Origin of the sequence: Nitrospirillum bahiense, from assembly GCF_007828025.1 — a bacterium.
Classification (GTDB): Bacteria; Pseudomonadota; Alphaproteobacteria; order Azospirillales; family Azospirillaceae; genus Nitrospirillum; species Nitrospirillum amazonense.
Genome location: NZ_VITO01000016.1, coordinates 26,637 through 49,242 on the forward strand (window position 1 = coordinate 26,637; position 22,606 = coordinate 49,242).

A 22,606-nucleotide genomic window follows, 5' to 3' on the forward strand; every position below is an offset into this window, starting at 1 on the left:
CCGCCATGCGCAGCTTCATCACCGCCCTGACCCGCCTTGCCGTCACCCTGGTCGTGGTCGCCATCGCCGCCCTGGTGGGCTGGCGCTTCTGGATCTACTACATGGAAGAGCCATGGACCCGTGACGGCCGGGTGCGCGCCGACATCGTGGGCGTGACGCCCGATGTCTCCGGCCTGGTGGATGAGGTGCTGGTGCATGACAACCAGACCGTGACCAAGGGCCAGGTGCTGTTCCGCATCGACCGCGCCCGCTTCACCCTGGCGCTGCAGCAGGCCGACGCCGCGGTGGCCGCCAAGAAGGCCAACTTCGACGAACTGGTGCTGGAGCGGAACCGCTATGAATCGCTCAGCAGCTCCGCCGTGTCGCGGGAGAAGCAGGAGCAGACGGTGGCCGCCGCCAAGCAGGCCGAGGCCATCTACCTGCAGGCCGTGGCCGACCGCAACGTCGCCAAGCTGAACCTGGACCGGACGGAGGTGATGGCCACCGTCAATGGCTACATCACCAACTTCGACCTGCGCCCCGGCGACTACGTCACCGCCGGCAAGGCCGTGACCGCCCTGGTGGACAGCGACAGCCTGCACGTCCAGGGCTATTTCGAGGAAACCAAGCTGGGCCGCATCCATGTGGGTGATCCGGTGACCGTGCGCCTGATGGGCGACCCGCGCAGCTTCAGTGGCCATGTGGAGAGCGTGGCCGCCGCCATCGAGGATCGGGAACGCACGGACGGCAGCAACCTGCTGGCCAACGTGAACCCCACCTTCAGCTGGGTGCGCCTGGCCCAGCGCATCCCGGTGCGGGTGGTGCTGGACAACCCGCCGGCCGACCTGCGCCTGATCCCCGGCCGCACCGCCACCGTGGCGGTCGTGGGCTCTGACGCCGTGCTGAAGACCCCTTTGACCAAGCTGCCCCATCCCATCGACCCGCAGCAGGGCGCCCAGCCACAGGCCACCCCCGCCGCGCCGGCTTCCCAGCCGGCGGTTCCCACCAACAAGCCCAAGGCGCGGTGATGAAGACTGTACAAGGAAGAACATGAAAGGGGCGCCGCCGCCCTCTTCATTCAGGGACATGACGTCGCAGGCCGATAGGCTCCCGACAGCCCGCGGGGCCCGCCCCGTTTAATGACCCAGGCGCCCCGTGGGTGGGTACCTGGGTATTGGGGGCGATCGGCATCATGGAAGGGGCATTCGGCACGGCGACCGTGCCCACGGGCGGCATGCCCAGCGCCGAGGCCATCCAGCGGGCGATCCTGCGGCTGGAAGGTGCGGTGGCGGACAGCCCCACATCCATTGATGCGCGCTTCAACCTGGGCGTCCTGCTGCAGGCAGACGGCCGGCGGGATGAGGCCGTGGCGCAGTACCGCCAGGCGCTAGTGCTCAATCCCTTCGACGCCCGTCTGCACAACGCCCTAGGCATTGCGCACCACGACGCCGGCGACCTGGCCCAGGCCATGAGCTGTTTCGAGGATGCGCTGGCCAGCGACCCGGACAATCCCCAGGCGCACAACAACATGGGCCACCTGCTGCAGGTCGAAAACCGGCTGGACGACGCGCTGGCCTTCTTCGACTGGGCGCTGGCTCTGCGCCCGGACTATCCGGAGGCGCTGAACAACAGCGGCGTGGTTCTGCAGATGCAGGGCCGGCTGGATCAGGCCATCGCGCTGTATCGCCGCGCCGTGGCGCTGCGCCCCGACTATGCCGCGGCCCACAAGAACCTGGGCATGACCCTGCTGGCCGCCGGCCAGTACGAGGAAGGCTGGCGGGAGTTCGAGTGGCGCTGGCAGGACGCCCAGTTGGCCGGTACCCGCCGCCCCTTCACCTGCCCGCAATGGCGCGGCGAGGAGGCGCCCGGCCGCATCGTGCTGATCCATGGGGAGCAAGGCTACGGCGATAGCCTGCAATTCTGCCGCTACATCCCCCTGGTGGCGGACCGGAGCCTGCGCGTGGTGGTGGAAGTGCCCCAGCCCTTGGTCCGGCTGATGCGCCGTCTGCCGGGGGTGGAGCAGGTGGTGGCCCATGGCCAGGCCCTGCCGCCGTTCGACCTGCATTGCCCGATGATGAGCCTGCCGCTGGCCTTCGGCACCAGCCTCGCCACCATCCCGGTGCCCATCCCCTACCTGTCGGCCGATCCGGCGGAGGTGGAGGTTTGGCAACGGCGCCTGGTGCTGGCGGCGCCGGGCGACAATCGCCCCCTGGTGGGATTGGTTTGGGCGGGGGCCGCCCGCGCCGGCACGCCCGACGTGGCGGTGGCCGACCGCCGCCGGTCCATGGGCCTAGCCGCCCTCATGCCTCTGTTGGACAATGACCGCGTGCGTTTCATCAGCCTGCAAAAGGACGCGGCGGAGATGGAGGTGCCGCCCGACCTGGGCAGCCTGATCGACAGCGTGGCGGATTTCGCCGACACCGCCGCCCTGGTCAGCAACCTGGATCTGGTGATCAGCATCGACACCGCCGTGGCCCATCTGGCGGCGGCCATGGGCGTCAGCGTCTGGCTGCTGAACCGCTTCGACAGTTGCTGGCGCTGGCTGCGCGGCCGGGATGACAGTCCCTGGTACCCCGGCAACCTGCGTCAGTTCCGGCAAGCGCGCCTGGGTGACTGGGGAGACGTCGTTAAATCCGTACGCGCGGCCCTGGCCGCCACCTTCACCTCTGGAAACCGCCCATGACCGCCCGCCCCGCCGCCGTTCCCAAACCGCCCCTGCCGCCAGCGCAGAAGGCCTTCGCCGCCGCTGTGGTACAGCACAGGGCCGGTCGGTTGGAGGCGGCGGCGGTGCTGTACCGTAAGGCGCTGTCGCTGATGCCCCGCCACCCGGAAAGCCTGCACCTGCTGGGCGTCGTCGCCTTCCAGCAGAAGCGCATGGATGAGGCGGTGGCGTTGATCACCCAGGCCTTGGCCTTGAGGCCGGCCTTCCCCGAGGCGCTGAACAACCTGGGCACGGTGCGGGAGGCGCAGGGCGACATCGATGCCGCCGCCGATTGCTTCCAGCGCGCCGTGGCGCTGAAACCAGACTTCGCCGAAGGATACAACAACCTGGGCAACGCCTTGAAGGCACAGGGAAAGCTGGAGGAAGCCCTGGCGGCGCTGGACCGGGCGCTGGAGCTTCGCCCCGCCTATGCGGAGGCGCACAACAACCGGGGCGTGGTCCACCGCCTGCAAAGCCGCTGGGCGGAGGCCGAAGCCGGCTTTCGTCAGGCGCTGGCGGCCAAGCCCGCCTATGTCAACGCCCTCTACAACCTGGGTCTGGTGCTGCGCCTGACCAGCCGGCTGGAAGAGGCCCTGCCCTGGCTGGAGCAGGCGGTGGACCGGGCGCCCGACCATGCCGAAGCCTGCTTCAACCTGGGCCTCGCCTTGCAGGACCTGGACAGGCATGACGACGCCCTGCCGCACCTGCGCCGGGCGGCAGCGCTACGCCCCGACGATCCTGTCCCCCACAGCAGCCTGGGCACTACCTTGCAAACCTTGGGGCACGCGCCGGAGGCGCTGCTGTGCTATCAGCGGGCGCTGGCGCTGAAGCCGGATTTCGCCGACGCCCACAACAACATGGGCCTTATCCTTTACGTCCACGGCCGCTATGCCGAGGCGGAGTCTTGTTTCGCCCGCGCCATTGCGCTGTTGCCCGGCAATCCCAAGACCCACAATAACTTAGGGCTCGCCCTTCTGGCGCAGGGCAAGGACGTGGAGGCGGCGCGGGCATTCGACCTGGCCATCGACGCCCAGCCGGACTATGCCGAGCCACACAACAATCTCGGCATGGCCCTGCATGCCGAGGGGCGGATGGATCTGGCGCAGGCCAGCATCCAGGCGGCCTTGGCTCTGAACCCGGACTATCCGGAGGCACACAACAACTTGGGCGCCGTCTTTCAGGCGAAAGGTGAGCTGGACAAGGCCGCCGCCTGTTTCCGCCGCGCCGTCGCGCTGAAGCCCGACTACGGCGCCAGCCACAACAACCTGGGTATGTCGCTGCTGGCCGCCGGACAGTATGAGGAGGGCTGGCGCGAATATGAATGGCGCTGGCGCACCCGCCAGATGACGCCCTACGCCCGTCAGTTTCCCCAGCCGCAATGGCGGGGTGAGGACGCCGCCGGCAAGACCATCCTGATCCACGCCGAACAAGGCCTGGGCGATACCCTTCAGTTCAGCCGTTACCTGCATCTGGTGGCGGCGCGGGGCCTGCGCATCATTCTGGCCGTCCAGCCGCAAGTGGCCCGCCTGCTGCGCCCCCTGCCCGGCGTGACCCATATCCTGGTGGAGGGGGAGCCCCTGCCGCCCTTCGACCTGCAATGCCCGATGATGAGCCTGCCGCTGGCCTTCGGCACCACGGTGGAAACCATCCCGGCGGAGGTGCCCTACCTGACCGCCGACGCGGGGGACGTGGCCGCCTGGCGGGACCGCCTGGCCGGGGACGGCCCGGGCCAGCGCGTCGGCCTGGCCTGGGCCGGCAACCCCCGTCGCGACCGGCCGGAGCTGGCGGCCGTGGACCGCCGCCGCTCCGTGGCGCCAGAGTTGCTGATGCCGCTGGGCACCGTACCCGGCGTGCACCTCTATAGTTTGCAGAAGGACCGCACGCCGCCACCTTCCCTCGCTGTGACGGACCACATGGCCGAGGTGGCTGACTTCGCCGACACCGCCGCCCTCATCGCCAACCTGGACCTGGTGATCAGTGTCGATACCTCGGTCGTCCATCTGGCCGGCGCGCTGGGCAAGCCGGTCTGGGTGATGAACCGCCACGATAGCTGCTGGCGATGGTTCCGGAACCGGAACGACAGCCCGTGGTACCCCACCTTGCGCCTGTTCAACCAGATGGTTCCTGGCGATTGGGCGGGCGTCATGGCGCGGGTGTGCGACGCTCTACAGGTGGAGGCGGGTCGGTGAGCCCGGGGACCGGCGGGCCATCGCCCACTTAAAATGGGTATATCCTAAATAGTGAGATCATATTTTTATGCTACTCTGGGGCGCATTCTTTAACGCGTTTTGGAGATAGTCATGATCGCCGTGCAGTTTGGCCTTGGGCTTGAGTATGACACCGGCTATCAGCCGTCCGTGGCGATGAATGCCAGCGGCCTTGCTGTTGAAGTCCACCAATCCGAGGGTGCCTCCAGCAAGCTATGGTCCCGCGTCGGCCGGATTGAGGGCCTGTCGGTGATCTGGGGCCCGGTGGCGCACTTCGATGAAGGCGAACCCGCGCATTGTGCCCTCAATAACGCGGGCGTGGTGGTCGAGGTTCACGCGTCCAATGGCTTTCTCAGTTCTGGGCTGTGGTATCACGTCGGCTCCGCCTCCCCCAGTGGCATTGAATGGGGCGGCAGCAACAAGTATGACAGCGGCGCCCAGCCGGCGATCGCCATCAACGATGCCGGCGACGTCATGGAAGTCCACAAGTCCCAGTCCAATTCAGGACTGTGGTACCGGACCGGCAAGGTCACCGGCAAAACCATCGCCTTCAATTCCAGCGTCTCGTTCGGGAATGGCAGCACCCCGAAGGTAGCGCTCAACAACCAGGGCACGGTGGTGGTCGTCTACCAGGGCGGGGGCAGCGATCTGCTTTACGCCGTCGGGCACCTGCGGGATGGCAAACAGAGCTTCGGTCCTGCCCGGTCCTATGACCAAGGGGCGGCACCGTCGGTGGCCCTCAGCGACGATGGCCTAGTGGTCGAGGTGCACGAATCCCAGACCTTGAACGGGCTGTGGCAACGGGTCGGGCGCGTGGTCGGCGACAGCATTGAATGGATCGGGGGCGCCACCGAGTTCGATAATGGCGCCAAGCCTTCGGTCGCCGTCAGCGGCAACCGGGCCGTTCAGGTCCACCAGGGGGAACTGGCCGCCCGTTCCCTATGGAGTTCGGTGTCGCTGCTGGCCGACCGGGCAAAATGGATGGAAAACAACATGCCGGTGCTCGGGTCCCGCCGCCTGGGCGAAATCGTCATGTCGGCCTCGCATGACGCCGGCATGTACGAAGGCAACGTGGCCGGCCTGACGCAAAATTTGGACATGTATGACCAACTCAGCTACGGCGTCAGATATTTCGACCTGCGTCCCAGCAAGTTTATAAATGATTTCTACATCTACCACGGATTTGCGGCTATCAGGGGGCCATTGCTTTCAAAAGTTCTCGATGACGTAGCCAAATTCATGAGCGAAGGCCATAGGGAGCTGGTTATTCTCAAGCTCTCGCATTACAGCTCGCTCGTGAGCGAGGCCGTCGATCTGGCCGGGAAAGCCACCAAGGCCATTCTGGATGTCGACAAGCCCGATCTCAGCCTTTTCAATCAGATGGTTTACCGCGAACTCGCGAACTTGGTTGAAAGCAAGATCGGCAAGTGGCTGGTCAAGGAAAAGGCTGAAAAGCCGCTTCGCGACCTCAGCCTGGCGGAATTGACGCAAAATGGGGGTCGGGTGCTTGTCGTCTGTGACGGTGGCTATCCGCTGGATATCAAACGCGATGGCTTGTGGGTTTATCGGGACTGGCAGGATGGCGACGCCAACAAGGGTGACCTGATCGTCTACGACCAGTATTCCAACACCACCTCCTTTTCAGACATGCAGTCGGACCAGTTCAAAAATTTCAAAGAATACACGGGAAAGTGCAAGAGTGTCGACCACGTCTGCGACATGTTCCTCCTGTCATGGACACTGACGCCAGCCACGGCGGTCTGGCTGTACTCCAAAGAGGCGAATCGTGAGCTTGCCGCCTCGCTGGGAACACTCAGCATTCCCAACAGCCATAAGCAGATCGTGAATCTGCTTTATGTCGATTATGTCCAGTATTCACGGGCGACGGACATCGCGCTGCTGCTGAATCATTTGCCAGGCTTTGCGGCCTGAAGCTCCAGGCGCCGGGCATCCGGAAATGGCTTTGGCCGGCTTCAGACGCTGACCAGGGCCATTTTCCAGGGACGGCCGGTAATCAGTTGAACTCCGCCAGTTCCGCCTCCAGCCCACGGCTGCGGCAGGCGGCGGTCAGGGTGTTCAGCAGCAGCACGGCGATGGTCATGGGGCCCACGCCGCCCGGCACCGGGGTGATGGCGCCGGCCACGGCGGCCGCCTCGTCATAGGCGACGTCGCCCACCAGGCGGGTCTTGCCGGCGGCAGCCGCCTCGGGATCGCGGGCGGGCACGCGGTTGATGCCCACGTCGATGACCACGGCGCCGGGCTTCACCCAATCACCCTTCACCATCCCCGGCCGGCCGACGGCGGCCACCAGGATGTCGGCGGTGCGGCACAGGGCGGGCAGATCGGCGGTGCGGCTGTGGGCGATGGTGACGGTGCAGTCGGCCTGCAGCAGCAGCTGGGCCATGGGCTTGCCCACAATGTTGGACCGGCCCACCACCACGGCGTGCTTGCCCTTCAGGCTGCCCAGATGGTCCTTCAGCAGCATCAGGCAGCCCAGCGGGGTGCACGGCACCATGCCCGGCAGGCCCACCGCCAGGCGTCCGGCGTTGACCACGTGGAAGCCGTCCACATCCTTGTTGGGGTCGATGGCGCCCAGCACGGCGTTGCTGTCGATATGGGCCGGCAGGGGCAGTTGCACCAGGATACCGTGGATGGCGGGATCGGCGTTCAGGCTATGCACCAGGGCCAGCAGGTCTTCCTGCGTGGTGCTGGCCTCCAGCCGGTGGGTGACGGAGTGCATGCCGGCGGCGTGGGTCTGTTCGCCCTTGTTGCGGACATAGACCTGGCTGGCCGGATCCTCGCCCACCAGCACCACGGCCAGACCGGGCTTCAGCCCGTGACGGATGGTGAGGTCGGCGACCTTGGCGCCGATGCGTTCGCGCAGGGCGCCCGCGAATGCCTTGCCGTCGATGATATGCGCCATGACCTGCTCCTCCGCCAGCGAAACCTGAGAATTGCGCGGGACATTAGCCGCAGCGCACTGCGTCGCCAATCCCTTGGGCTCAAAAGCCTTCCGAACCCTGCCATGCGGCGCTGTCGGTCCCCTCGGCACCGTGACAAGGAACCGATCGAAGTTTTATATTTGACGCGTGTGTTCATATTTGATGTGCTGATCATCAGCCGGGCCGCACGCCGGCCAAAAGAACACCCTGGGAGGGGACATGTCGGACGGCCGCGCGCATCCGCATCAGCACCAAGCCGCACAGCCGAAATGGGCGATTCCCATCGCCCTGATCGTCAGCCTGTTTTTCCTGTGGGGCGTGGCCAACAACCTGAACGACGTGCTGATCGCGCAGTTCCGCAAAGCCTTTGACCTTCAGGATTGGCAGTCCGGCCTGGTGCAGTCCGCCTTCTACCTCGGTTATTTCTTCTGCGCCATGCCGGCGGCCCTGTTCGCCCGGCGCTACGGTTACAAGGCCGCCATTGTCCTCGGCCTGGCGCTCTACGGCATTGGCGCGCTGCTGTTCTATCCAGCTGCCGAGCTGCGGGCGTACAGCGCCTTCCTGGGCGCCCTGTTTGTCATCGCCAGCGGCCTCGCCTTCCTGGAAACCTCCGCCAACCCGCTGATGACCGTGCTGGGCGACCCGGCGGGGGCGGAGCGGCGGCTGAACCTGGCCCAGGCCTTCAATCCCCTGGGCTCCGTCGCGGGCGTCCTGGTGGGGCGGCAGTTCATCCTGTCCGGCGTGGAATACACGCCCGAGCAGCTGGCTGCCCTGTCGCCCGAGGCGCTGGCCCAGTTCCGGGATACAGAGGCCATGGCGGCCCAGTCCTCCTATCTGGTGCTGGGCCTTCTGGTCCTGCTGTGGGCGGTGGTGGTGTTCGCCGTGCGCTTCCCCACCCTGACCGATGGGCCGGAGGAACGGCTGGAGGAAAGGGTGGATGGGCCGGCGGCGGGTGATGGAGGCGGCTTCCGCCGTTTGCTGCGGCACCGCCATTTCCTGTTCGGTGTGGCGGCGCAGTTCTTCTACGTCGGCGCCCAGGTGGGGGTGTGGAGCTTCCTGATCCGCTATTCCCAGCACGCCCTGCCCGGCACCGGGGAGAAGACGGCCGCCGCCTATCTCACCCTGTCCCTGGTGGCCTTCATGGCCGGGCGCTTCGCGGGAACGGTCCTGATGGGCCGGGTGCCGGCGGAACGGCTGATGGGCGTGTTCGCTGCCATCAACGTCGCGCTGTGCCTGGTCGGGGCGTTTGGCGGCGGCTGGCTGGGGCTGGGCGCCATGATCGCCACCAGCTTCTTCATGTCCATCATGTTTCCCACCATCTTCGCCCTGTCGCTGCGCGGCCTGGGGCCGCTGACCAAGCTGGGATCGTCCTGGCTGGTCATGGCCATCATCGGCGGCGCCGCCATCCCGGTGGTCATGGGCCGCGTGTCGGACATGGCCAGCATTGCCGTCGCCATGGTGGTGCCGGGGCTGTGCTTCGCCGTCGTCGGCGCCTTCAGCCTGGCGGGGCGCGCGGCGCCGGTGGGCGAGCGCGATGAGCGCCTGAAGATCGTGGCCACCCACTGAGGGCGACCGGCATGATCGATGCCCACCAGCACATCTGGCGCCTGGGCCGGCACGGGCACAGCTGGCCCACCCCCGACCTGGCGGTCATCCACCGCGACCATGAGGTAGCGGACCTGGAGGCCCTGGCCGCCCCCCTGGGCGTCACCGGCAGCGTGCTGGTGCAGTCCCAGCCCTGTGACGAGGACACCGACTTCCTGCTGCATGAGGCGGCACACCAGCCCTTCGTCCGGGGTGTGGTGGGCTGGGCGGACATGAAGGCACCGGACGCGCCCGCGCGCATCGCCGCCCTGGCCGTCCGTCCCAAGATGCGCGGCCTGCGTCCCATGCTACAGTCCCTGCCCGTGGACTGGATCGCCGATCCATCCATCGATGCCGCCGCCCGGGTCCTGGTGGCGTGCGGCCTGAGCTTCGACGCGTTGGTCCTGCCGCCGCACCTGCCCGCCTTGCTGGACTTCGCCCGCCGGCACCCGGATTTGGCCATGGTGATCGACCACGGCGCCAAGCCCCCCATCGCCAGGGGCGAGATCGACGACTGGGCCGCCAGCATGCGTGACCTGGCCGCCCTGCCCCAGGTCCACGCCAAGCTGTCCGGCCTGCTGACCGAGGCTGGCGACCGGACGACGGACGACGCCTTGAAACCCTACGTGGACATCCTGCTGGACGCCTTCGGCCCCGACCGCCTGATGTGGGGAAGCGACTGGCCGGTGCTGAACCTGGCGGGCGATTACGCCGGCTGGCTGGCCATGGCGCGCGATCTGGTGCCGGCCGAGGTGCACCCGGCGGTGTTCGACGGTACGGCACGCCGCTTCTACCGTCTTTAAAGCACCTCCTCCACCAGCCGGGCGCCCCATTCGCCCAAGCGCTCGTCCAGGCCGCGATGGCGCCAGGCATCGGGTTCTATAGCCCGGGCGTGAGTCAGGTCATGCTGGAACATGGCCTCCATCTCCCGTCCGAACCCGGCGCCCAGGACCACGGCGTTGATCTCGTTGTTGAAGGCGACGCTGCGCCAATCGAGGTTGGAGGAACCGACGGTGGACCAGTCACCGTCGATGACAGCGGTCTTGGCATGCAGGATGGCGTCCGCATACTCGTAAATGTGCACGCCGGCGGCCAGCAGGTCGCTGTAATAGCCGCGCCCCGCCATGACCGACAGGGGGCTGTCGCTGGGGCCCGGCACCAGCACGGTGACATCCACGCCCCGCGCGGCCGCCTGCCTTAACGCCCGGGCCAGATCCGGCGTCGGCACGAAATAGCCGGTGGTCAGGTGGATGGACTTGCGCGCCAGGGTGATGGCCACCAATAGGCTGCGGTAAATCAGCGGCCGGCCCTCCGTCGGCGCGCCGCTCAAGGCCTGCAGGACGATGTCGCCCGGCCGGGTTCGTGGGCCCGGCGGCGGCGCGCTCAAGGCTGGGGCGGCGTCGGCCCCTTGGGCCTGGCGCTGCTGTTCCCAGGTCTCGGCGTACAGGCGCTGGAACTCCGCCACCACCGGGCCGGCGATGCGCACGTCGGTGTCGCGCCAGGGGCGCTGTTCCGGATCCTGATTCTCAGCGCCCGCGCCGGCGTGATGGCGGCGATCATACACCTCACTGATGTTCACGCCGCCCACGATGGCGACGGCGTCGTCCACGATCAGCAGCTTGCGATGGTCGCGGCGGTTGACGTCCAGGGTCAGCAACGTCGCGGGGTCGACCGGGTTGAAGACCAGCAGGTTCACGCCGCCCTGGCGCAGGCGGTCGAACACATCCTTGGGCGTGTCCTGCGAGCCCCAGGCGTCATAGATCAGGTTGACCTCCACCCCTTGCGCCCGCTTGGCCACCAGCTTCTCCGCGAAGCGGGATCCCTCCACCCCGTCGAACTCATAGCTTTCCATGTCGATGCGGGTGCGGGCGCCGTCGATGGCGGCATCCATGGCGGCATAGGTCTCGGTGCCGCTGCGCAGCAGCGTGACGCTGTTGCCACCGACGAAGGGCGTGCCGCCGATGATCTCCCCCTGCCGGCGCAGCAGATCCAGCCGGCTGGTCGCGTCCGCCGTGGCCAGCGCCCGGGCGATGTCGGGGTCGGCCGAGGGCAGCGTGGCGCAGCCGGCGAGGCTGCCGACCAAGGCAAGGGCGATGAGGGCGGTTCTGGCGAAGCTTAGGCGGGGCGGCATGGCCGGATCGTGCCACCGCCACCGCCGGCCGGCCATTGCGACCAGCGGCGGGGCGGACCCGATTTCCGGCTTATGCGGGTGAGTACACCGGCTTATGCCGTCCAGCCACCGTCGATGACATGGATGGCGCCGGTGGTGAAGGATGAGGCGTCGCTGGCCAAATACAGCGCCAGTTCCGCGATCTCCTCCGGCCGGCCCAGGCGACCCATGGGCTGGCGGGCGACGAAGGCGGCCTGCGCGGCGGCATAGTCGCCGGTGGCGGCCAGGCGCTCATCCAGCGAGGGCGTCTGCACCGTGCCGGGGCAGATGGCGTTGCAGCGCACGCCCCGGCCCACGAAGTCAGCCGCCACCGCCTTGGTCAGGCCGATGACGGCGGCCTTGGTGGCACCGTAGGCGAAGCGGTTGGGCACGCCCTTGATGGAGCTGGCGACCGACGACATGTTGACGATGCTGCCCCTGCCCGCCTCAAGCATGCCGGGCAGGAAGGCGCGGATGGTGCGGACCATGGCCGTGACATTCAGATCCCAGGAGAAATCCCAGGCGGCCGCATCGCACTCCAGAATGGTGCCGGCATGGACGAAACCGGCGCAGTTGAACAGCACGTCGATGGGGCCTACCTCGGCCGCGATCGCGGCCACATCCGCGTCACTGCGCACGTCCAGCCGGTGGGGACGGCAGCCCGCCACCTCGGCCAGCTTGTCGGTGTTGATGTCGGTGGCATGGACGGTGGCCCCCTCGCGCGCGAACAGTTCCGCCGCCGCCCGGCCGATGCCTTGTGCCGCCGCCGTCACCAGCGCCGTTTTGCCTTCAAGACGTCCCATGTGAGTCTTCCCTTGTTCCTCAAGCGCCGGCGGGGGATCCGTCCCTTGGCTGTCCTCGTTCCGCCCTGCGGTACTCACTTCGGGGCCCGCGGTCGCGGGCCACCAGCGGGGGTGAGACTAGCCCACCCCGCTGGCTTACGCAGCCCGCGTGGGCAGGCAGGCGGGGCCCACCGGCTCGAACGATTTGTAGGTCAGGATGAATTCCTGGTGGCCCAGGGCCTCGGACACGGTGCGGTCGCCCGCCGCCGCCGCCTCGACCAAGCCCAGGATTTCGGCCCCCACCTCATCCAGCGTGGCCTTGCCTTCCAGGATGCGGCCGGCGTTCACGTCCATATCCTCCGACAGGCGCACGTAGGTCTCCGGGTTGGCGCAGACCTTGATGACGGGGGAGATGGCGGAACCGACGACGGAGCCGCGGCCGGTGGTGAACAGGATGACGTGGCTGCCCGACGCGATCAATTCCACGATCTCCGCGTTGTCGGAAATGTTGGGGAAACCGAAACGCGGCTCCCCATCCGGTACCACGTCCATCAGGTACAGTCCACCTGACGGCGGAATGTCGCCCGGCTTGATCAGGCCGCTGATGGGGGAGGAGCCGGACTTGGAATAGGCGCCCATGGACTTCTCTTCCTGCGTGGTCAGGCCGCCCTCGGCATTGCCCGGGGCGAAGCTGCCGAAGCCCATGATGGTGTAGTAGCGCTCCGCCTTCTGCACGCAGGCCTCGATCTCGGCGCCCAGCTCCGGCGTCACGGCCCGGTCGGACATGATGCGCTCACAGCCTACCAGTTCGCCCGTCTCCTCGAAGATGCAGGTGGCGCCGGTCTCGACCAGCCAGTCGAAGCAGCGCCCCACGGCGGGGTTGGCGGTGATTCCGCTGGTGCCATCTGACCCGCCGCAGATGGTGCCCACCACCAGTTCGTGCCGGGCCATGGGCACCACCGGCGTCTGGTCGGCGAGGACCTTAAGGCGGGCCACGGCGGCGCGCCCGGCTTCGATGGTGGCCCTGGTGCCGCCGGCCTGCTGGATGACCAGGGTTTCCACCGGCCGGCCGCTGGCCGCCACCACTTGGCGCAGGGCCTCACGGTTGAAGCTCTCGCAGCCCAGCGACAGCAGCAGCACGCCGCCCACGTTGGGATGGGTGCACAGCTTGGTCATGATCTGGAAGGCGTAGCTGTTAGGATAGCAGCCGGGGAAGCCGATCAGGTGCACGTCCATGTCGTCGCTGAGCGTGACGATACGGCGGGCAACATGGTGGGCGCATTCCACCAGATAGGCCACGACCACCACGTTGCGGATGCCCTTGCGGCCATCGCTCCTCAGAAACCCACGCATCTCCGCCATATCAATGGCCCCCTTCGCTGCCGCCGACCACCTGTCGTGTATGACTGGCGATGTAATCGCTTTTCATGTTGTGCATGTGGACATGGCCGCCGACATCCACCGCGGCGGTCATGGAGCCGATGGGCGCGCCGTATTTCAGCACCTTGTCCCCCGCCGCCAGGGTGCGGCGGGCCAGCTTGTGGCCCACGGTCACGTCCTGGGCGGCGGTGACCCGGGTGCCATCGATGTCCAGGGCGTCACCGGCGCGGATGGCGGCGCGGACCACCAGCACATTGTCATCCGGATGCAGCAGGATGAGGGGGGAGATGGGCGTGCTCATGCGGCTTTCGGTGCGTTGGGGGTGGGAACGGGGGCATCCGGATGCAGCAGGCCATCGGCGCGCAGGAGCTGCCACAACTCGGGCGGAATGACGGTGTCCATCAAGGCCCGGGTTTGGGCCACCTGCGCCGTGTCCGCCATACCGGGGATGACGCTGGCCACCACCGGATGGGCCAAGGGAAACTGCAAGGCCGCCGCAGCCAAAGGCACGTCGAAGCGGTCGCAAGCCGCCTCCAGCCGGCGCACGCGGTCGACGATGGCGGTGGGTGCCGGCTCGTAATTGTAGTACAGCGGCGCGGCGCACCGGGTGCCGTTCACCAGGATGCCGGAATTGTAGGGGCCGCCTACGATGACCCTCACCCCGCGCGCGGCGCAGGCGGGGAAGAAGGAATCCAGGGCCGTCTGTTCCAGCAGGGTGTAGCGGCCCGCCAGCAGCACGACATCGAAGTCGGCATGGCCCATCGCCTCCAGGCACACCTGCCACTCATTGACGCCCAGGCCGATGGCGCGCACCGCCCCTTGGTCCCGCAGTTCCCGCATGGCGCGGTAGCCGCCCTCCAGGAAGCGGCGGAAGTGGACGGCATGCGCTTCGCCATGGGTGGCAGTGCCCAGGTCGTGGGCCAGCAGCAGGTCGATGCGCTTCCGCCCGAGCCGCCGCCGGCTTTCAGCGTAGGAGTGCATGACGCCATCATAGCTGTAGTCGAACACCGGCTCATAAGGGGCAGCCTCGGCGAAGCCGTGCCTCACCGGGCCCGCGCCCGCGCCAACCGGCACCAGCACCCGCCCCACCTTGGTGGAAACCAGCAGCTCTTCACCGGGGTCCAGCTCCGCCAGCACAGCACCGAGGCGGCTCTCGCTGAGACCGAAGCCGTAATGGGGGGCCGTGTCCAGATAGCGGATGCCGGCCGCCACCGCCGTCGTCACGGCGGCCCGGGCCGCTTCCTCCGCCGCCGGCTGGTACAGGTTGCCGATGGCCGCGGCGCCGAAGCCCAGTGGGGGCAAGGGCGGACATGTCGGGCTGAAGGAAGAAGAAGAGTCCATCGGGGGCCTTCCCAGGGTGGGGCGACTTTCCATTCATATACGAAATCGCCTTCCGCATATAAAATCGCCGTCCGCATTCCGTAAGTCAAGGCGCCTCACGCCATCTCTTGCCCGGCGGGCAGCCTGATGGCATAGCCGGAGAGCCGCAAACCCAGCCCTCAGGCCCAGGCCGGATTATCCATGACCACCCTTCCTGATGATACCGTGCCCGACCTCGACGCCACCGACGGGTTGAACGGCGACGGCGCGGTGGAAGCCGTGCGCAAGTACCGGGCGCCCGCCCTGGAGAAGGGCTTGGACATCCTGGAGCTGATGGCCAGCCACGGCGCCCCCATGACGCCGTCGCAGATTTCCGCCCGGCTGGGCCGCTCGGTCAGCGAGCTGTTCCGCATGATCCAGGTGCTGGAGTTCCGGGGCTATATCGCGCCGGCGGCGGCGGCCGATGGCTATGAGCTGACCAACAAGTTGTTTACTCTGGGCATGGCGCGGGCGTCGGTGCGCACCCTGCTGGAGGCGGCCCTGCCCCTGATGCGCGAGTTGGCGCTGGCCATCGGCCAATCTTGCCACCTGGCGGTGGCTTCGGATGACCAGATGGTGGTGGTGGCGCGCATCGAGAACCCCGGCCACCTGGGTTTCTCCGTACGTCCCGGCTATCACCGCAGCTTGGTGGAGGCTACGTCCGGCATGGTGCTGTACGCCTTCCAGCCGCCTCTCACCCAGGCCCTGTGGCGCGCCATGCTGGAACGCGCCGTGGGGCCGGAACGGGTGGCCCCGTTCGCCGCCCGCGCCGATGCCGTGCGCGCCCAGGGCTATGCCCAGGCCGCCAGCGACTACGCCCTGGGTGTCATGGACCTGTCCGCCCCCGTCATAGGGGGCACCGGGGCGGCGGTGGCGGCCCTGACCGTGCCCTTCATGCAGCATACGCCCCTGGTCCGTTCCCTGGCGGAAACCATAGGCATGGTGCAAGCCACCGCCCGGCAGATCGCCCAGGACCTCACGGAACGGGCGTGAACCGGCCCGCACGGGATGGCCGGCATGCACGCGCCCAGGGCTGTGACAGAGCCATGGTTTATGCTAGACCCGGGCAACTTCATTCCAAATAACAGCCGCATGCCTTGAGGAATCGTTCGCCGTGACGTCGCAGCCGACCCCCGCCCCCCACAGCCCCTACGTCCTGGTACTGACCTGCCCCGACGTGAAGGGTGTGGTGGCCGCCGTCTCCAGCTATCTGGCCGACAACGACGCCTCGATCACTGAATCCAACCATTTCAACGACCAGCTGACCAACAGCTTTTCCATGCGCACGGCCTTCCGGCCGGACGGCCCGGGATTCCCAGACCTGGACAGCCTGCGCCAGGGCTTTCAGTTGATCGCCCGCCGTTTCCGTATGGACTGGCAGTTGGTGGACATGACGGTGAAGCCCAAGGTGGTGATCGCCGTGTCCAAGTTCGGCCACTGCCTTTACGACCTGCTGCACCGCGCCCGCTCCGGCTCCCTGCCCATCGACATCCCGGCCGTGATCTCCAACCACGACGACATGCGCTCCTTCGTGGAATGGAGCGGCATCCCCTATCACCACCTGCCGGTGAAGGGCGATAAGACGGCGCAGGAGGCGGCGTTCATGGACGTGGTGAATCAGGCCGGTGCCGACCTGGTCGTGCTGGCCCGCTACATGCAGATCCTGTCGGCCGACCTCTGCGGCCAACTGGCGGGCCGCTGCATCAATATCCACCATTCCTTCCTGCCCAGCTTCAAGGGCGCCAAACCCTACCACCAGGCCCACGCCCGTGGCGTGAAGCTGATCGGCGCCACCGCCCACTACGTGACGACCGACCTGGACGAAGGCCCCATCATCGAACAGGGCATCGAGCGGGTGGACCACACCCAAACGCCGGAAGACTTGGTGGACATCGGCCGCGACATCGAATGCGCCGTCCTGGCCCGTGCCGTGCGCTGGCACATCGAGCGCCGCATCCTGGTGACCGGCCAGAAAACCATCGTGTTCAGCTGAACGAAAAGGGTGGGACAGCTAGCCAGCCGTCCCGCCCTTAGACTTCAGGCGCCACTACGGTCAGCGCGGCGTTACGCTGGTGCTGGTCGATGTGCCGCCCGAGGCGTTCACTTTGGCCGATGCGCCCCCGGCGGACACGCTGTCCTGGCTCTGGACCCTGGCATGGTCGTTGGCGGACACGCCGGACTTGCCGGCCGAGACATCAGCGCCGCCGGTGGTGCCGGCCGACACGCCGGCACCACCGTTCAGCGGCGTCGGAACTTTGGCGGCGCCCACGGCCGTGGTGCTCGTGCTGCCGGTGGTCTGGGTCGTACCGGCGGCGGTCCCGTTGGTCACGCCCATGGCGCCGGCGGTGGTGCCGTTCTCGACCTCCTGGGTGGTGGCCGCGGCGCTGGCGGCGGTGTTGCCGGCGGCGTTGGCGTTCGCCTTGGCGGCATCGGTCGCGGCATTGGTGGTGTCCTGCGCCGTCACGGCGGCGCCGTCCCTCACCTGGCTGGCGCTGGCGGCACGGGGGGCGGCCTGGGCGTTCAAGCCGGCCATCGCATTCTGCTGGGCACCCAGGTTGGCGCCGGTAGCAGTGTTCAAGGTGCTGTTGACGCCACCGGTTACGGCACCGGTGGCACGGCCGCCGATGAACTGCGCGTTGGCGGCGCCGGCCAGCAGGGCGGCGACAGCCACGCCGCTCAGGAGAAGACGGGTATTCATGGTGTTCCTCCGTATCGCAGTGCGGCAAGCGCCTTCAAGTTTTCCGCGCCTGCCCTTGCTACGGATGCCAGTTCATTACCCAATGATGGCGGCAATTTGGCAAGGTAATGGATTCAATTAGCCGATAGCGAAGGCCATAATGGTTTAAAATTTAAAATATTCAGCGCGTTATTAAAAATGAAATTGAGATCAGATCTCCCTCCACGCACTTCCGGAAGTTATGCGAATTTTCCAGAGTCATAAGAAAGGGCGGGACATCCCGGGGACATCCCGCCCTGCTTTCGCCGGACACAAGGACCGGTCACACCAACGGCGCTCAGCGCGGCGTGCTGGTGGTGGTGGTCGTGGTGCTGGTGTTGCCGTAGCCATCCGTCTGGGTCGACTGGCGCTCCACCACGCTGCCGTCCGGCGTCTCCACCTTGCTGCCGCTGCGTGTGACCTTGGTGCCGTCCGGATAGGTCGTGGTCGTGGTGCGGGATTTGGTGACACGATCGTCATCCGAGCCAGTGACCGAGCTGTAAGAGGTTTCGGTCGACTGGGTGGTGCCGGGCGCCATCACGTCAGGCGCCGGCGGCTGCACCGTGGTGGTTTCGGTGGTGGTGGTGCGGGACTGGGCCACCGGCACCGAGCTGGTGGTAACCGTGCGGGTCGTGGTCGTTTCGGACTGGGCGCAGGCCGCGCTGGCCAGAAGGCTGGCCAGGGCCGCACCGCTCAAAAGAAGACGGGTATTCATGATACTTCCTCCGTTGTGCGTTTTTGGCATTGCGCATTTTTGACGGGCGCATTGAGTTGAATAAACGCGCCCGCTCGCTACGGAATTGAATATTATTTCCGAATATGGCTGGATTTCGGCACGTAATGGGAATATCTTTGTCGTATTTCACTTTAATATCCGGATACTCTACATAATAAATTAAATAAAAGGCAAAGAAGGACAAGACATCGCAGGATGCCTTGCCCTTCTTTGCTGTCAAAACAGTGAGAGGCGCCGTTCACCTCCCTGATCACCGTCAGCGCGGTGTGCTGGTGGTCGTCGTGGTGCTGGTGGAATTGCCGTAACCGTCGGTCTGGGTCGACTGGTGCTCCACGGTGCTGCCGTCTGGGGTTTCCACCTTGCTCTTGCTGCGCGTGGACTTGCTGCCATCCGGGTACGTGGTGGTCGTGGTCTTCGACTTGGCCGTCCGATCATCATCCGACCCGGACTGGGAGCTGTAGGTCTCCGTCGACTGGGTGGTGCCGGGCATGGCCGCATCCGAGGCCGCATCCGGGGCCGGGGGCTGCTGCGTGGTGGTTTCCGTGGTGGTGGTGCGCGACTGGGCCACCGGAGCGGCCGTGGTCGTCGTGGTGCGCGAGGTCGTGGTTTCGGACTGGGCGCACGCCGCACCGGCCAGAAGGCTGGCGAAAGCCACGCTGCTCAGAAGAAGACGGGTATTCATGGTTATTCCTCCGTATCTGCGTACGGCGGGCATCACATGAAACGATGCGCCTGCCTGTTACCGACCAGAGTTCAGCCCCGTAATATGGCTGGAATTTGGCAATAATAATGGCTCTATTTGCTTAACCCCTTCGCGGACTCCGGTGTATTTTAAAATGGATAGGAGAATCGACGGGCGGCATATACTCTCCATGCCGCCCGAACGAAGCACTCATCACTTAGCCATCATGGATAGACGGCGGTCAGCCATTCGGCCAGCAACGCCGGCTTTTCCTGACCATCGATTTCAATGGTGACGGTGCGGGTCAGCAACCAGCCGCCGCCCTTTTCCTCAACCGAATCCAGGGTCTGGCGGCTGCGCAGGCGCGAGCCGGCCGGCACCGGCGCCAGGAAGCGTATCTTGTTGAAGCCATAGTTCACGCCCTTGCCGGCGTCCCGCACCTCCAGCGTCTGATAGCTGAAGGCGGCCAGCAATGACAGGGTGAGGAAGCCGTGGGCGATGGTGCCGCCCAGCGCCGCCGTGGCACGCGGCACGTCGACATGGATCCACTGATGGTCCTCGGTGGCGTCGGCGAAGCCGTTGATGCGCTCCTGATCCACCACCACCCAGTCGGAGTAGCCCAGGTCCCGCCCCACCAGGGCGGGCAAGTCGGCCATATCCACGGTCAGCATTCTGTTTCCCTCCTCGTTGTTGGCGCACCAAGAGATATCCCGTGACACGAGGGTCCTGCACGCGGTGGCAGGATGCCAAATTGGCGGGGCAAGGGCACGGACTATGCAATTCCCCACAGGCACCATTCGCCTACCATGCGCATCCCCATCCCTGTGGCCCCGCCTTTGGCCCGCCCTGACCAACGGACCATCCATGACCGCCACCGCCTTGCCCGACGATGTCGCCCCGGACGAGCGGGAGCCCGGCCGGTCGGTATGGGCGGAGTTCCGCCGGGGGCTGGCCGCCATGGCGCCCATTCTGCTGGGCGTGGCGCCCTTCGCCCTGGTGCTGGGCTCCCAGGCGGCGATGAAGGGCTTGAGCCCGCTGGAGGTGGCGCTGATGTGCGGCCTGAACTTCGCCGGCGGGTCGGAGTTCGTGGCCATCGAGCTGTGGCGCAGCCCGCCGCAGATTGCGCTGATCGCCGGTATGACCCTGCTGGTCAACTGTCGCCATCTGCTGATGGGGGCCTCATTCGCCCCGCACCTGCGGCGCCTGCGCCCCTGGCAGGCGGCGCTTGTGCTGTTCGTCATGGCCGATGAGACCTGGGCGCTGGGCATGGACGACGCCCGCCGCCGCATGGCCGTCACCGGCCGGCCGGGCATCAGCCTGCCTTACTATGCCGGCCTCGCCGTCTCCCTCTACGTCGCCTGGGTGGCGGTGACGGTGCTGGGCTCCGTGGTGGGGCCGGTGCTGGGCAACCCGCACGCCTATGGCTTCGACATGGCCTTCACAGCCGTCTTCCTGGTGCTGATCCGCGGCATGTGGAAGGGCTGGCGCCGCGCCCTGCCCTGGCCGGTCAGCCTGGGCGTGGCCGCTGTCACCCATCTGGCGGTGCCAGGCGCCTGGTATGTGCCGGCCGGCACGCTGGCCGGCCTGGTTGTCGCCTATTTCGTTGCCGGCACTGAAACCCGGAAGGCCGCGCCGTGAGCGACTTCGCCCGCTATTTCGCCCTGGACGTCCCGTCGCTGCTGGCCATCCTGGCCATGATGGCGGTGACCTACGCCACCCGCGTCACGGGATACCTGGTGCTGCGCAACCGTACCCTCAGCCCCCGCGCCACCGCGGTGCTGGAGGCGGTACCGGGTGCCGTGCTGATCTCCGTCATCGCGCCGGCCTTCACCACCACCAATCCGGCGGATCTGCTGGGCCTGGCGGTGACCCTGGCCATGGCCTGCCGTTTCCCCATGCTGCCCACCGTCATCGTCGGCGTGGCCGTCACCGCCCTGTTGCGCCATGTGCTATGAAGTGGGGCGGCCGTCGCTAAACGGTTGAACCCCAATCGCGTCGTTGGCATCCTTCCCGCCCAAGGCCTATGGGGGAAAAGCATCATGATCGAACTCGTCATCGACCAGCGGCGGCGCGACTTGGGCGGGTTCGAGGTCGGGCGCATCCTGCCCGTGGCCCAGCGCCGCCATGTCGGCCCCTTCGTCTTCTTCGACCACATGGGACCGGTGGACTTCCCCAAGGGCATCCCGCTGGAGCGGGACGTGCGCCCGCACCCGCACATCGGCCTGTCCACCGTCACCTACCTGTTCGATGGTGAGATCATGCACCGCGACAGCGTGGGCTCCGAACAGGCCATCCGCCCGGGCGAGGTCAACTGGATGACCGCCGGCAGCGGCATCACCCATTCCGAGCGCTTCGAAAAGGCTCGGGCCGAGGGCGGCGCGCTGCACGGCATCCAGGCCTGGGTCGCCCTGCCGGAGGCGGATGAGGAGACCGACCCCAGCTTCCATCATTACGGTGCGGACGACCTGCCGACCTATGAGCATGGCGGCCTGTGGGCCCGACTGGTGGCGGGTGAGGCCTTTGGCGCCAAGGCCGGGGTCAAGACCCACTCCCCCCTGTTCTATGTGCACTGGATGCTGCAGCCCGGCACCAAGGCGCAGTTGCCGGCCGAGTATCCGGAGCGCGCAGCCTACGTCGCCGTCGGCTCGGTGGAGGTGGAAGGCAGGACGGTGGAGGCCGGCCACATGCTGGTGTTCACCCCTGGCCAGCCGGTGCTGTTCACCGCCGTCACCCCCGCCGTGGTCATGCTGCTGGGCGGGGAGCCGCTGGGCGACCGCTACATCGACTGGAACTTCGTCTCCTCCCGCAAGGAGCGGATCGAGCAGGCCAAGGCCGACTGGCGCGCCGGCCGCATGAAGCTGCCGGACCTGGACGACAAGGAATTCATTCCGCTGCCGGGGTGAGCGTCACAGCCTCACGGCACTGACGACGATACCGTCCTCATCGGCATAGAGCCAGGCGCCGGGCGTGAACTGCGCACCGCCGAAGGACAAGGGCACGTCCACCTGGCCGGCGCCGGTCTTTGTGCTTTTCTTCGGGTTGGTGCCCAGCGCCTTGATGCCGAGGTCGATGTGGGCCAGGGCCACGCTGTCGCGCACGGCGCCCCACAGCACCAAGCCGGCCCAGCCGTGCTTGAACGCCAGGCCGGCGATGACGTCGCCCACCAGGGCGGTGCGCAGCGAGCCGTGGCCGTCCACCACCAGGACGGCACCCTCGCCCGCCTCGGACAGCGTATGCTTCAGCAGGGCGTTGTCCTCATGGCAGCGCACGGTCCGGATGGGCCCATGGAAGGACGCCCGCGCCCCGAAGGAGCGGAACTGGATCTCACAGCTCTGCAGGCTGTCCTCATAAGCGTCGACCAAATCGGCGGTGCGATGGGTCATGCCGCC

Annotated in this window: 22 protein-coding genes; 11 read left to right on the plus strand and 11 right to left on the minus strand. The window is 67.0% G+C overall.

Going from position 1 to position 22,606, the window contains the following annotated elements; translation table 11 throughout:
* Positions 1 to 5 precede the first annotated feature (5 nt).
* From FBZ88_RS21015 to FBZ88_RS21030, 4 genes are all read left to right on the plus strand, one after another.
* Positions 6 to 1,007, plus strand: coding sequence for an efflux RND transporter periplasmic adaptor subunit (locus FBZ88_RS21015; protein WP_145619111.1), 1,002 nt, complete (start codon positions 6 to 8; stop codon positions 1,005 to 1,007).
* A 164-nt stretch (positions 1,008 to 1,171) separates the two neighbouring features.
* Positions 1,172 to 2,662: a tetratricopeptide repeat protein gene (locus tag FBZ88_RS21020; RefSeq protein WP_145619112.1), complete on the plus strand. Its 1,491-nt coding sequence runs from the start codon at positions 1,172 to 1,174 to the stop codon at positions 2,660 to 2,662.
* Positions 2,659 to 4,869, plus strand: coding sequence for a tetratricopeptide repeat protein (locus FBZ88_RS21025; protein ID WP_145619113.1), 2,211 nt, complete (start codon positions 2,659 to 2,661; stop codon positions 4,867 to 4,869). Before FBZ88_RS21020 ends, FBZ88_RS21025 begins: the two co-directional genes overlap by 4 nt.
* A 111-nt stretch (positions 4,870 to 4,980) precedes the next feature.
* Positions 4,981 to 6,819 (plus strand): phosphatidylinositol-specific phospholipase C domain-containing protein, encoded by a 1,839-nt coding sequence (locus tag FBZ88_RS21030; protein ID WP_145619114.1) that lies wholly within the window; start codon positions 4,981 to 4,983, stop codon positions 6,817 to 6,819.
* 82 nt (positions 6,820 to 6,901) lie between these two features.
* On the opposite strand, the gene folD is transcribed toward FBZ88_RS21030, so the two are convergent.
* On the minus strand, positions 6,902 to 7,810 hold the full coding sequence (gene folD, locus FBZ88_RS21035) for a bifunctional methylenetetrahydrofolate dehydrogenase/methenyltetrahydrofolate cyclohydrolase FolD (RefSeq protein WP_145619115.1): 909 nt from the start codon (positions 7,808 to 7,810) through the stop codon (positions 6,902 to 6,904).
* A 238-nt stretch (positions 7,811 to 8,048) separates the two neighbouring features.
* Here folD and fucP point away from each other — a divergent pair, with 238 nt between their 5' ends.
* The gene (gene fucP / locus FBZ88_RS21040; protein ID WP_145619116.1) at positions 8,049 to 9,395 is read left to right on the plus strand and encodes an L-fucose:H+ symporter permease; all 1,347 of its coding nucleotides are present in this window, start codon (positions 8,049 to 8,051) and stop codon (positions 9,393 to 9,395) included.
* 11 nt (positions 9,396 to 9,406) lie between these two features.
* Positions 9,407 to 10,216, plus strand: coding sequence for an amidohydrolase family protein (locus tag FBZ88_RS21045; RefSeq protein WP_145619117.1), 810 nt, complete (start codon positions 9,407 to 9,409; stop codon positions 10,214 to 10,216).
* Here FBZ88_RS21045 and FBZ88_RS21050 read toward each other — a convergent pair.
* The 5 genes from FBZ88_RS21050 to FBZ88_RS21070 form a co-directional block, all read right to left on the minus strand.
* Positions 10,213 to 11,544, minus strand: a complete 1,332-nt coding sequence (locus FBZ88_RS21050; protein WP_145619118.1) for a phospholipase D-like domain-containing protein — start codon at positions 11,542 to 11,544, stop codon at positions 10,213 to 10,215. The two genes, FBZ88_RS21045 and FBZ88_RS21050, sit on opposite strands and share 4 nt — an antisense overlap.
* Before the next feature lie 92 nt (positions 11,545 to 11,636).
* On the minus strand, positions 11,637 to 12,365 hold the full coding sequence (locus FBZ88_RS21055) for an SDR family oxidoreductase (protein ID WP_040845686.1): 729 nt from the start codon (positions 12,363 to 12,365) through the stop codon (positions 11,637 to 11,639).
* Positions 12,366 to 12,500: 135 nt separating this feature from the next.
* Positions 12,501 to 13,697, minus strand: a complete 1,197-nt coding sequence (locus FBZ88_RS21060) for a UxaA family hydrolase (protein WP_211102746.1) — start codon at positions 13,695 to 13,697, stop codon at positions 12,501 to 12,503.
* A gap of 10 nt (positions 13,698 to 13,707) precedes the next feature.
* Positions 13,708 to 14,025, minus strand: coding sequence for a UxaA family hydrolase (locus tag FBZ88_RS21065; RefSeq protein ID WP_145619120.1), 318 nt, complete (start codon positions 14,023 to 14,025; stop codon positions 13,708 to 13,710).
* The gene (locus FBZ88_RS21070) at positions 14,022 to 15,065 is read right to left on the minus strand and encodes an aldo/keto reductase (RefSeq protein WP_145619121.1); all 1,044 of its coding nucleotides are present in this window, start codon (positions 15,063 to 15,065) and stop codon (positions 14,022 to 14,024) included. Before FBZ88_RS21070 ends, FBZ88_RS21065 begins: the two co-directional genes overlap by 4 nt.
* 180 nt (positions 15,066 to 15,245) lie before the next feature.
* Between FBZ88_RS21070 and FBZ88_RS21075 the strand changes: the two genes are divergently transcribed.
* Positions 15,246 to 16,076 carry an IclR family transcriptional regulator gene (locus FBZ88_RS21075; protein WP_145619122.1) on the plus strand — a complete coding sequence of 277 codons (831 nt, stop codon included), beginning with the start codon at positions 15,246 to 15,248 and terminating at the stop codon, positions 16,074 to 16,076.
* Positions 16,077 to 16,197: 121 nt separating this feature from the next.
* A complete protein-coding gene (gene purU / locus FBZ88_RS21080; RefSeq protein ID WP_246138780.1) occupies positions 16,198 to 17,076 on the plus strand; it encodes a formyltetrahydrofolate deformylase in 879 nt (292 codons plus the stop codon).
* Between the two features lie 60 nt (positions 17,077 to 17,136).
* On the opposite strand, the gene FBZ88_RS21085 is transcribed toward purU, so the two are convergent.
* From FBZ88_RS21085 to FBZ88_RS21100, 4 genes are all read right to left on the minus strand, one after another.
* Complete coding sequence (locus tag FBZ88_RS21085) at positions 17,137 to 17,781, minus strand: hypothetical protein (protein WP_145619123.1); 645 nt, start codon at positions 17,779 to 17,781, stop codon at positions 17,137 to 17,139.
* A gap of 316 nt (positions 17,782 to 18,097) precedes the next feature.
* Positions 18,098 to 18,514, minus strand: a complete 417-nt coding sequence (locus tag FBZ88_RS21090) for a hypothetical protein (RefSeq protein ID WP_145619124.1) — start codon at positions 18,512 to 18,514, stop codon at positions 18,098 to 18,100.
* 277 nt (positions 18,515 to 18,791) lie between these two features.
* The gene (locus tag FBZ88_RS21095) at positions 18,792 to 19,217 is read right to left on the minus strand and encodes a hypothetical protein (protein WP_145619125.1); all 426 of its coding nucleotides are present in this window, start codon (positions 19,215 to 19,217) and stop codon (positions 18,792 to 18,794) included.
* A gap of 224 nt (positions 19,218 to 19,441) precedes the next feature.
* Positions 19,442 to 19,888: a MaoC family dehydratase gene (locus tag FBZ88_RS21100; RefSeq protein ID WP_145619126.1), complete on the minus strand. Its 447-nt coding sequence runs from the start codon at positions 19,886 to 19,888 to the stop codon at positions 19,442 to 19,444.
* Positions 19,889 to 20,081: 193 nt separating this feature from the next.
* Here FBZ88_RS21100 and FBZ88_RS21105 point away from each other — a divergent pair, with 193 nt between their 5' ends.
* The 3 genes from FBZ88_RS21105 (at position 20,082) to FBZ88_RS21115 (ending at position 22,120) form a co-directional block, all read left to right on the plus strand.
* Entirely contained in the window at positions 20,082 to 20,855 is a 774-nt protein-coding gene (locus FBZ88_RS21105) for an AzlC family ABC transporter permease (RefSeq protein WP_211102747.1), read from the plus strand.
* Positions 20,852 to 21,172, plus strand: coding sequence for an AzlD family protein (locus tag FBZ88_RS21110; RefSeq protein ID WP_145619127.1), 321 nt, complete (start codon positions 20,852 to 20,854; stop codon positions 21,170 to 21,172). Before FBZ88_RS21105 ends, FBZ88_RS21110 begins: the two co-directional genes overlap by 4 nt.
* An 84-nt stretch (positions 21,173 to 21,256) precedes the next feature.
* Positions 21,257 to 22,120 (plus strand): pirin family protein, encoded by an 864-nt coding sequence (locus FBZ88_RS21115; RefSeq protein WP_145619128.1) that lies wholly within the window; start codon positions 21,257 to 21,259, stop codon positions 22,118 to 22,120.
* Positions 22,121 to 22,123: 3 nt separating this feature from the next.
* On the opposite strand, the gene rraA is transcribed toward FBZ88_RS21115, so the two are convergent.
* The gene (gene rraA / locus FBZ88_RS21120; protein ID WP_004272192.1) at positions 22,124 to 22,600 is read right to left on the minus strand and encodes a ribonuclease E activity regulator RraA; all 477 of its coding nucleotides are present in this window, start codon (positions 22,598 to 22,600) and stop codon (positions 22,124 to 22,126) included.
* Between the last annotated feature and the right edge of the window lie 6 nt (positions 22,601 to 22,606).

Coding starts and splice junctions, on each gene's coding strand:
- FBZ88_RS21050 (WP_145619118.1), bottom strand. CDS start 11,544: ATGCCGCCCCGCCTAAGCTTCGCCAGAACCGCCCTCATCGCCCTTGCC.
- FBZ88_RS21090 (WP_145619124.1), bottom strand. CDS start 18,514: ATGAATACCCGTCTTCTTTTGAGCGGTGCGGCCCTGGCCAGCCTTCTG.
- FBZ88_RS21095 (WP_145619125.1), bottom strand. CDS start 19,217: ATGAATACCCGTCTTCTTCTGAGCAGCGTGGCTTTCGCCAGCCTTCTG.
- FBZ88_RS21105 (WP_211102747.1), top strand. CDS start 20,082: ATGACCGCCACCGCCTTGCCCGACGATGTCGCCCCGGACGAGCGGGAG.
- FBZ88_RS21100 (WP_145619126.1), bottom strand. CDS start 19,888: ATGCTGACCGTGGATATGGCCGACTTGCCCGCCCTGGTGGGGCGGGAC.
- FBZ88_RS21045 (WP_145619117.1), top strand. CDS start 9,407: ATGATCGATGCCCACCAGCACATCTGGCGCCTGGGCCGGCACGGGCAC.
- FBZ88_RS21055 (WP_040845686.1), bottom strand. CDS start 12,365: ATGGGACGTCTTGAAGGCAAAACGGCGCTGGTGACGGCGGCGGCACAA.
- FBZ88_RS21060 (WP_211102746.1), bottom strand. CDS start 13,697: ATGCGTGGGTTTCTGAGGAGCGATGGCCGCAAGGGCATCCGCAACGTG.
- FBZ88_RS21085 (WP_145619123.1), bottom strand. CDS start 17,781: ATGAATACCCGTCTTCTCCTGAGCGGCGTGGCTGTCGCCGCCCTGCTG.
- FBZ88_RS21015 (WP_145619111.1), top strand. CDS start 6: ATGCGCAGCTTCATCACCGCCCTGACCCGCCTTGCCGTCACCCTGGTC.
- FBZ88_RS21075 (WP_145619122.1), top strand. CDS start 15,246: ATGACCACCCTTCCTGATGATACCGTGCCCGACCTCGACGCCACCGAC.
- rraA (WP_004272192.1), bottom strand. CDS start 22,600: ATGACCCATCGCACCGCCGATTTGGTCGACGCTTATGAGGACAGCCTG.
- FBZ88_RS21025 (WP_145619113.1), top strand. CDS start 2,659: ATGACCGCCCGCCCCGCCGCCGTTCCCAAACCGCCCCTGCCGCCAGCG.
- FBZ88_RS21070 (WP_145619121.1), bottom strand. CDS start 15,065: ATGGACTCTTCTTCTTCCTTCAGCCCGACATGTCCGCCCTTGCCCCCA.
- FBZ88_RS21020 (WP_145619112.1), top strand. CDS start 1,172: ATGGAAGGGGCATTCGGCACGGCGACCGTGCCCACGGGCGGCATGCCC.
- FBZ88_RS21065 (WP_145619120.1), bottom strand. CDS start 14,025: ATGAGCACGCCCATCTCCCCCCTCATCCTGCTGCATCCGGATGACAAT.
- FBZ88_RS21115 (WP_145619128.1), top strand. CDS start 21,257: ATGATCGAACTCGTCATCGACCAGCGGCGGCGCGACTTGGGCGGGTTC.
- folD (WP_145619115.1), bottom strand. CDS start 7,810: ATGGCGCATATCATCGACGGCAAGGCATTCGCGGGCGCCCTGCGCGAA.
- FBZ88_RS21030 (WP_145619114.1), top strand. CDS start 4,981: ATGATCGCCGTGCAGTTTGGCCTTGGGCTTGAGTATGACACCGGCTAT.
- fucP (WP_145619116.1), top strand. CDS start 8,049: ATGTCGGACGGCCGCGCGCATCCGCATCAGCACCAAGCCGCACAGCCG.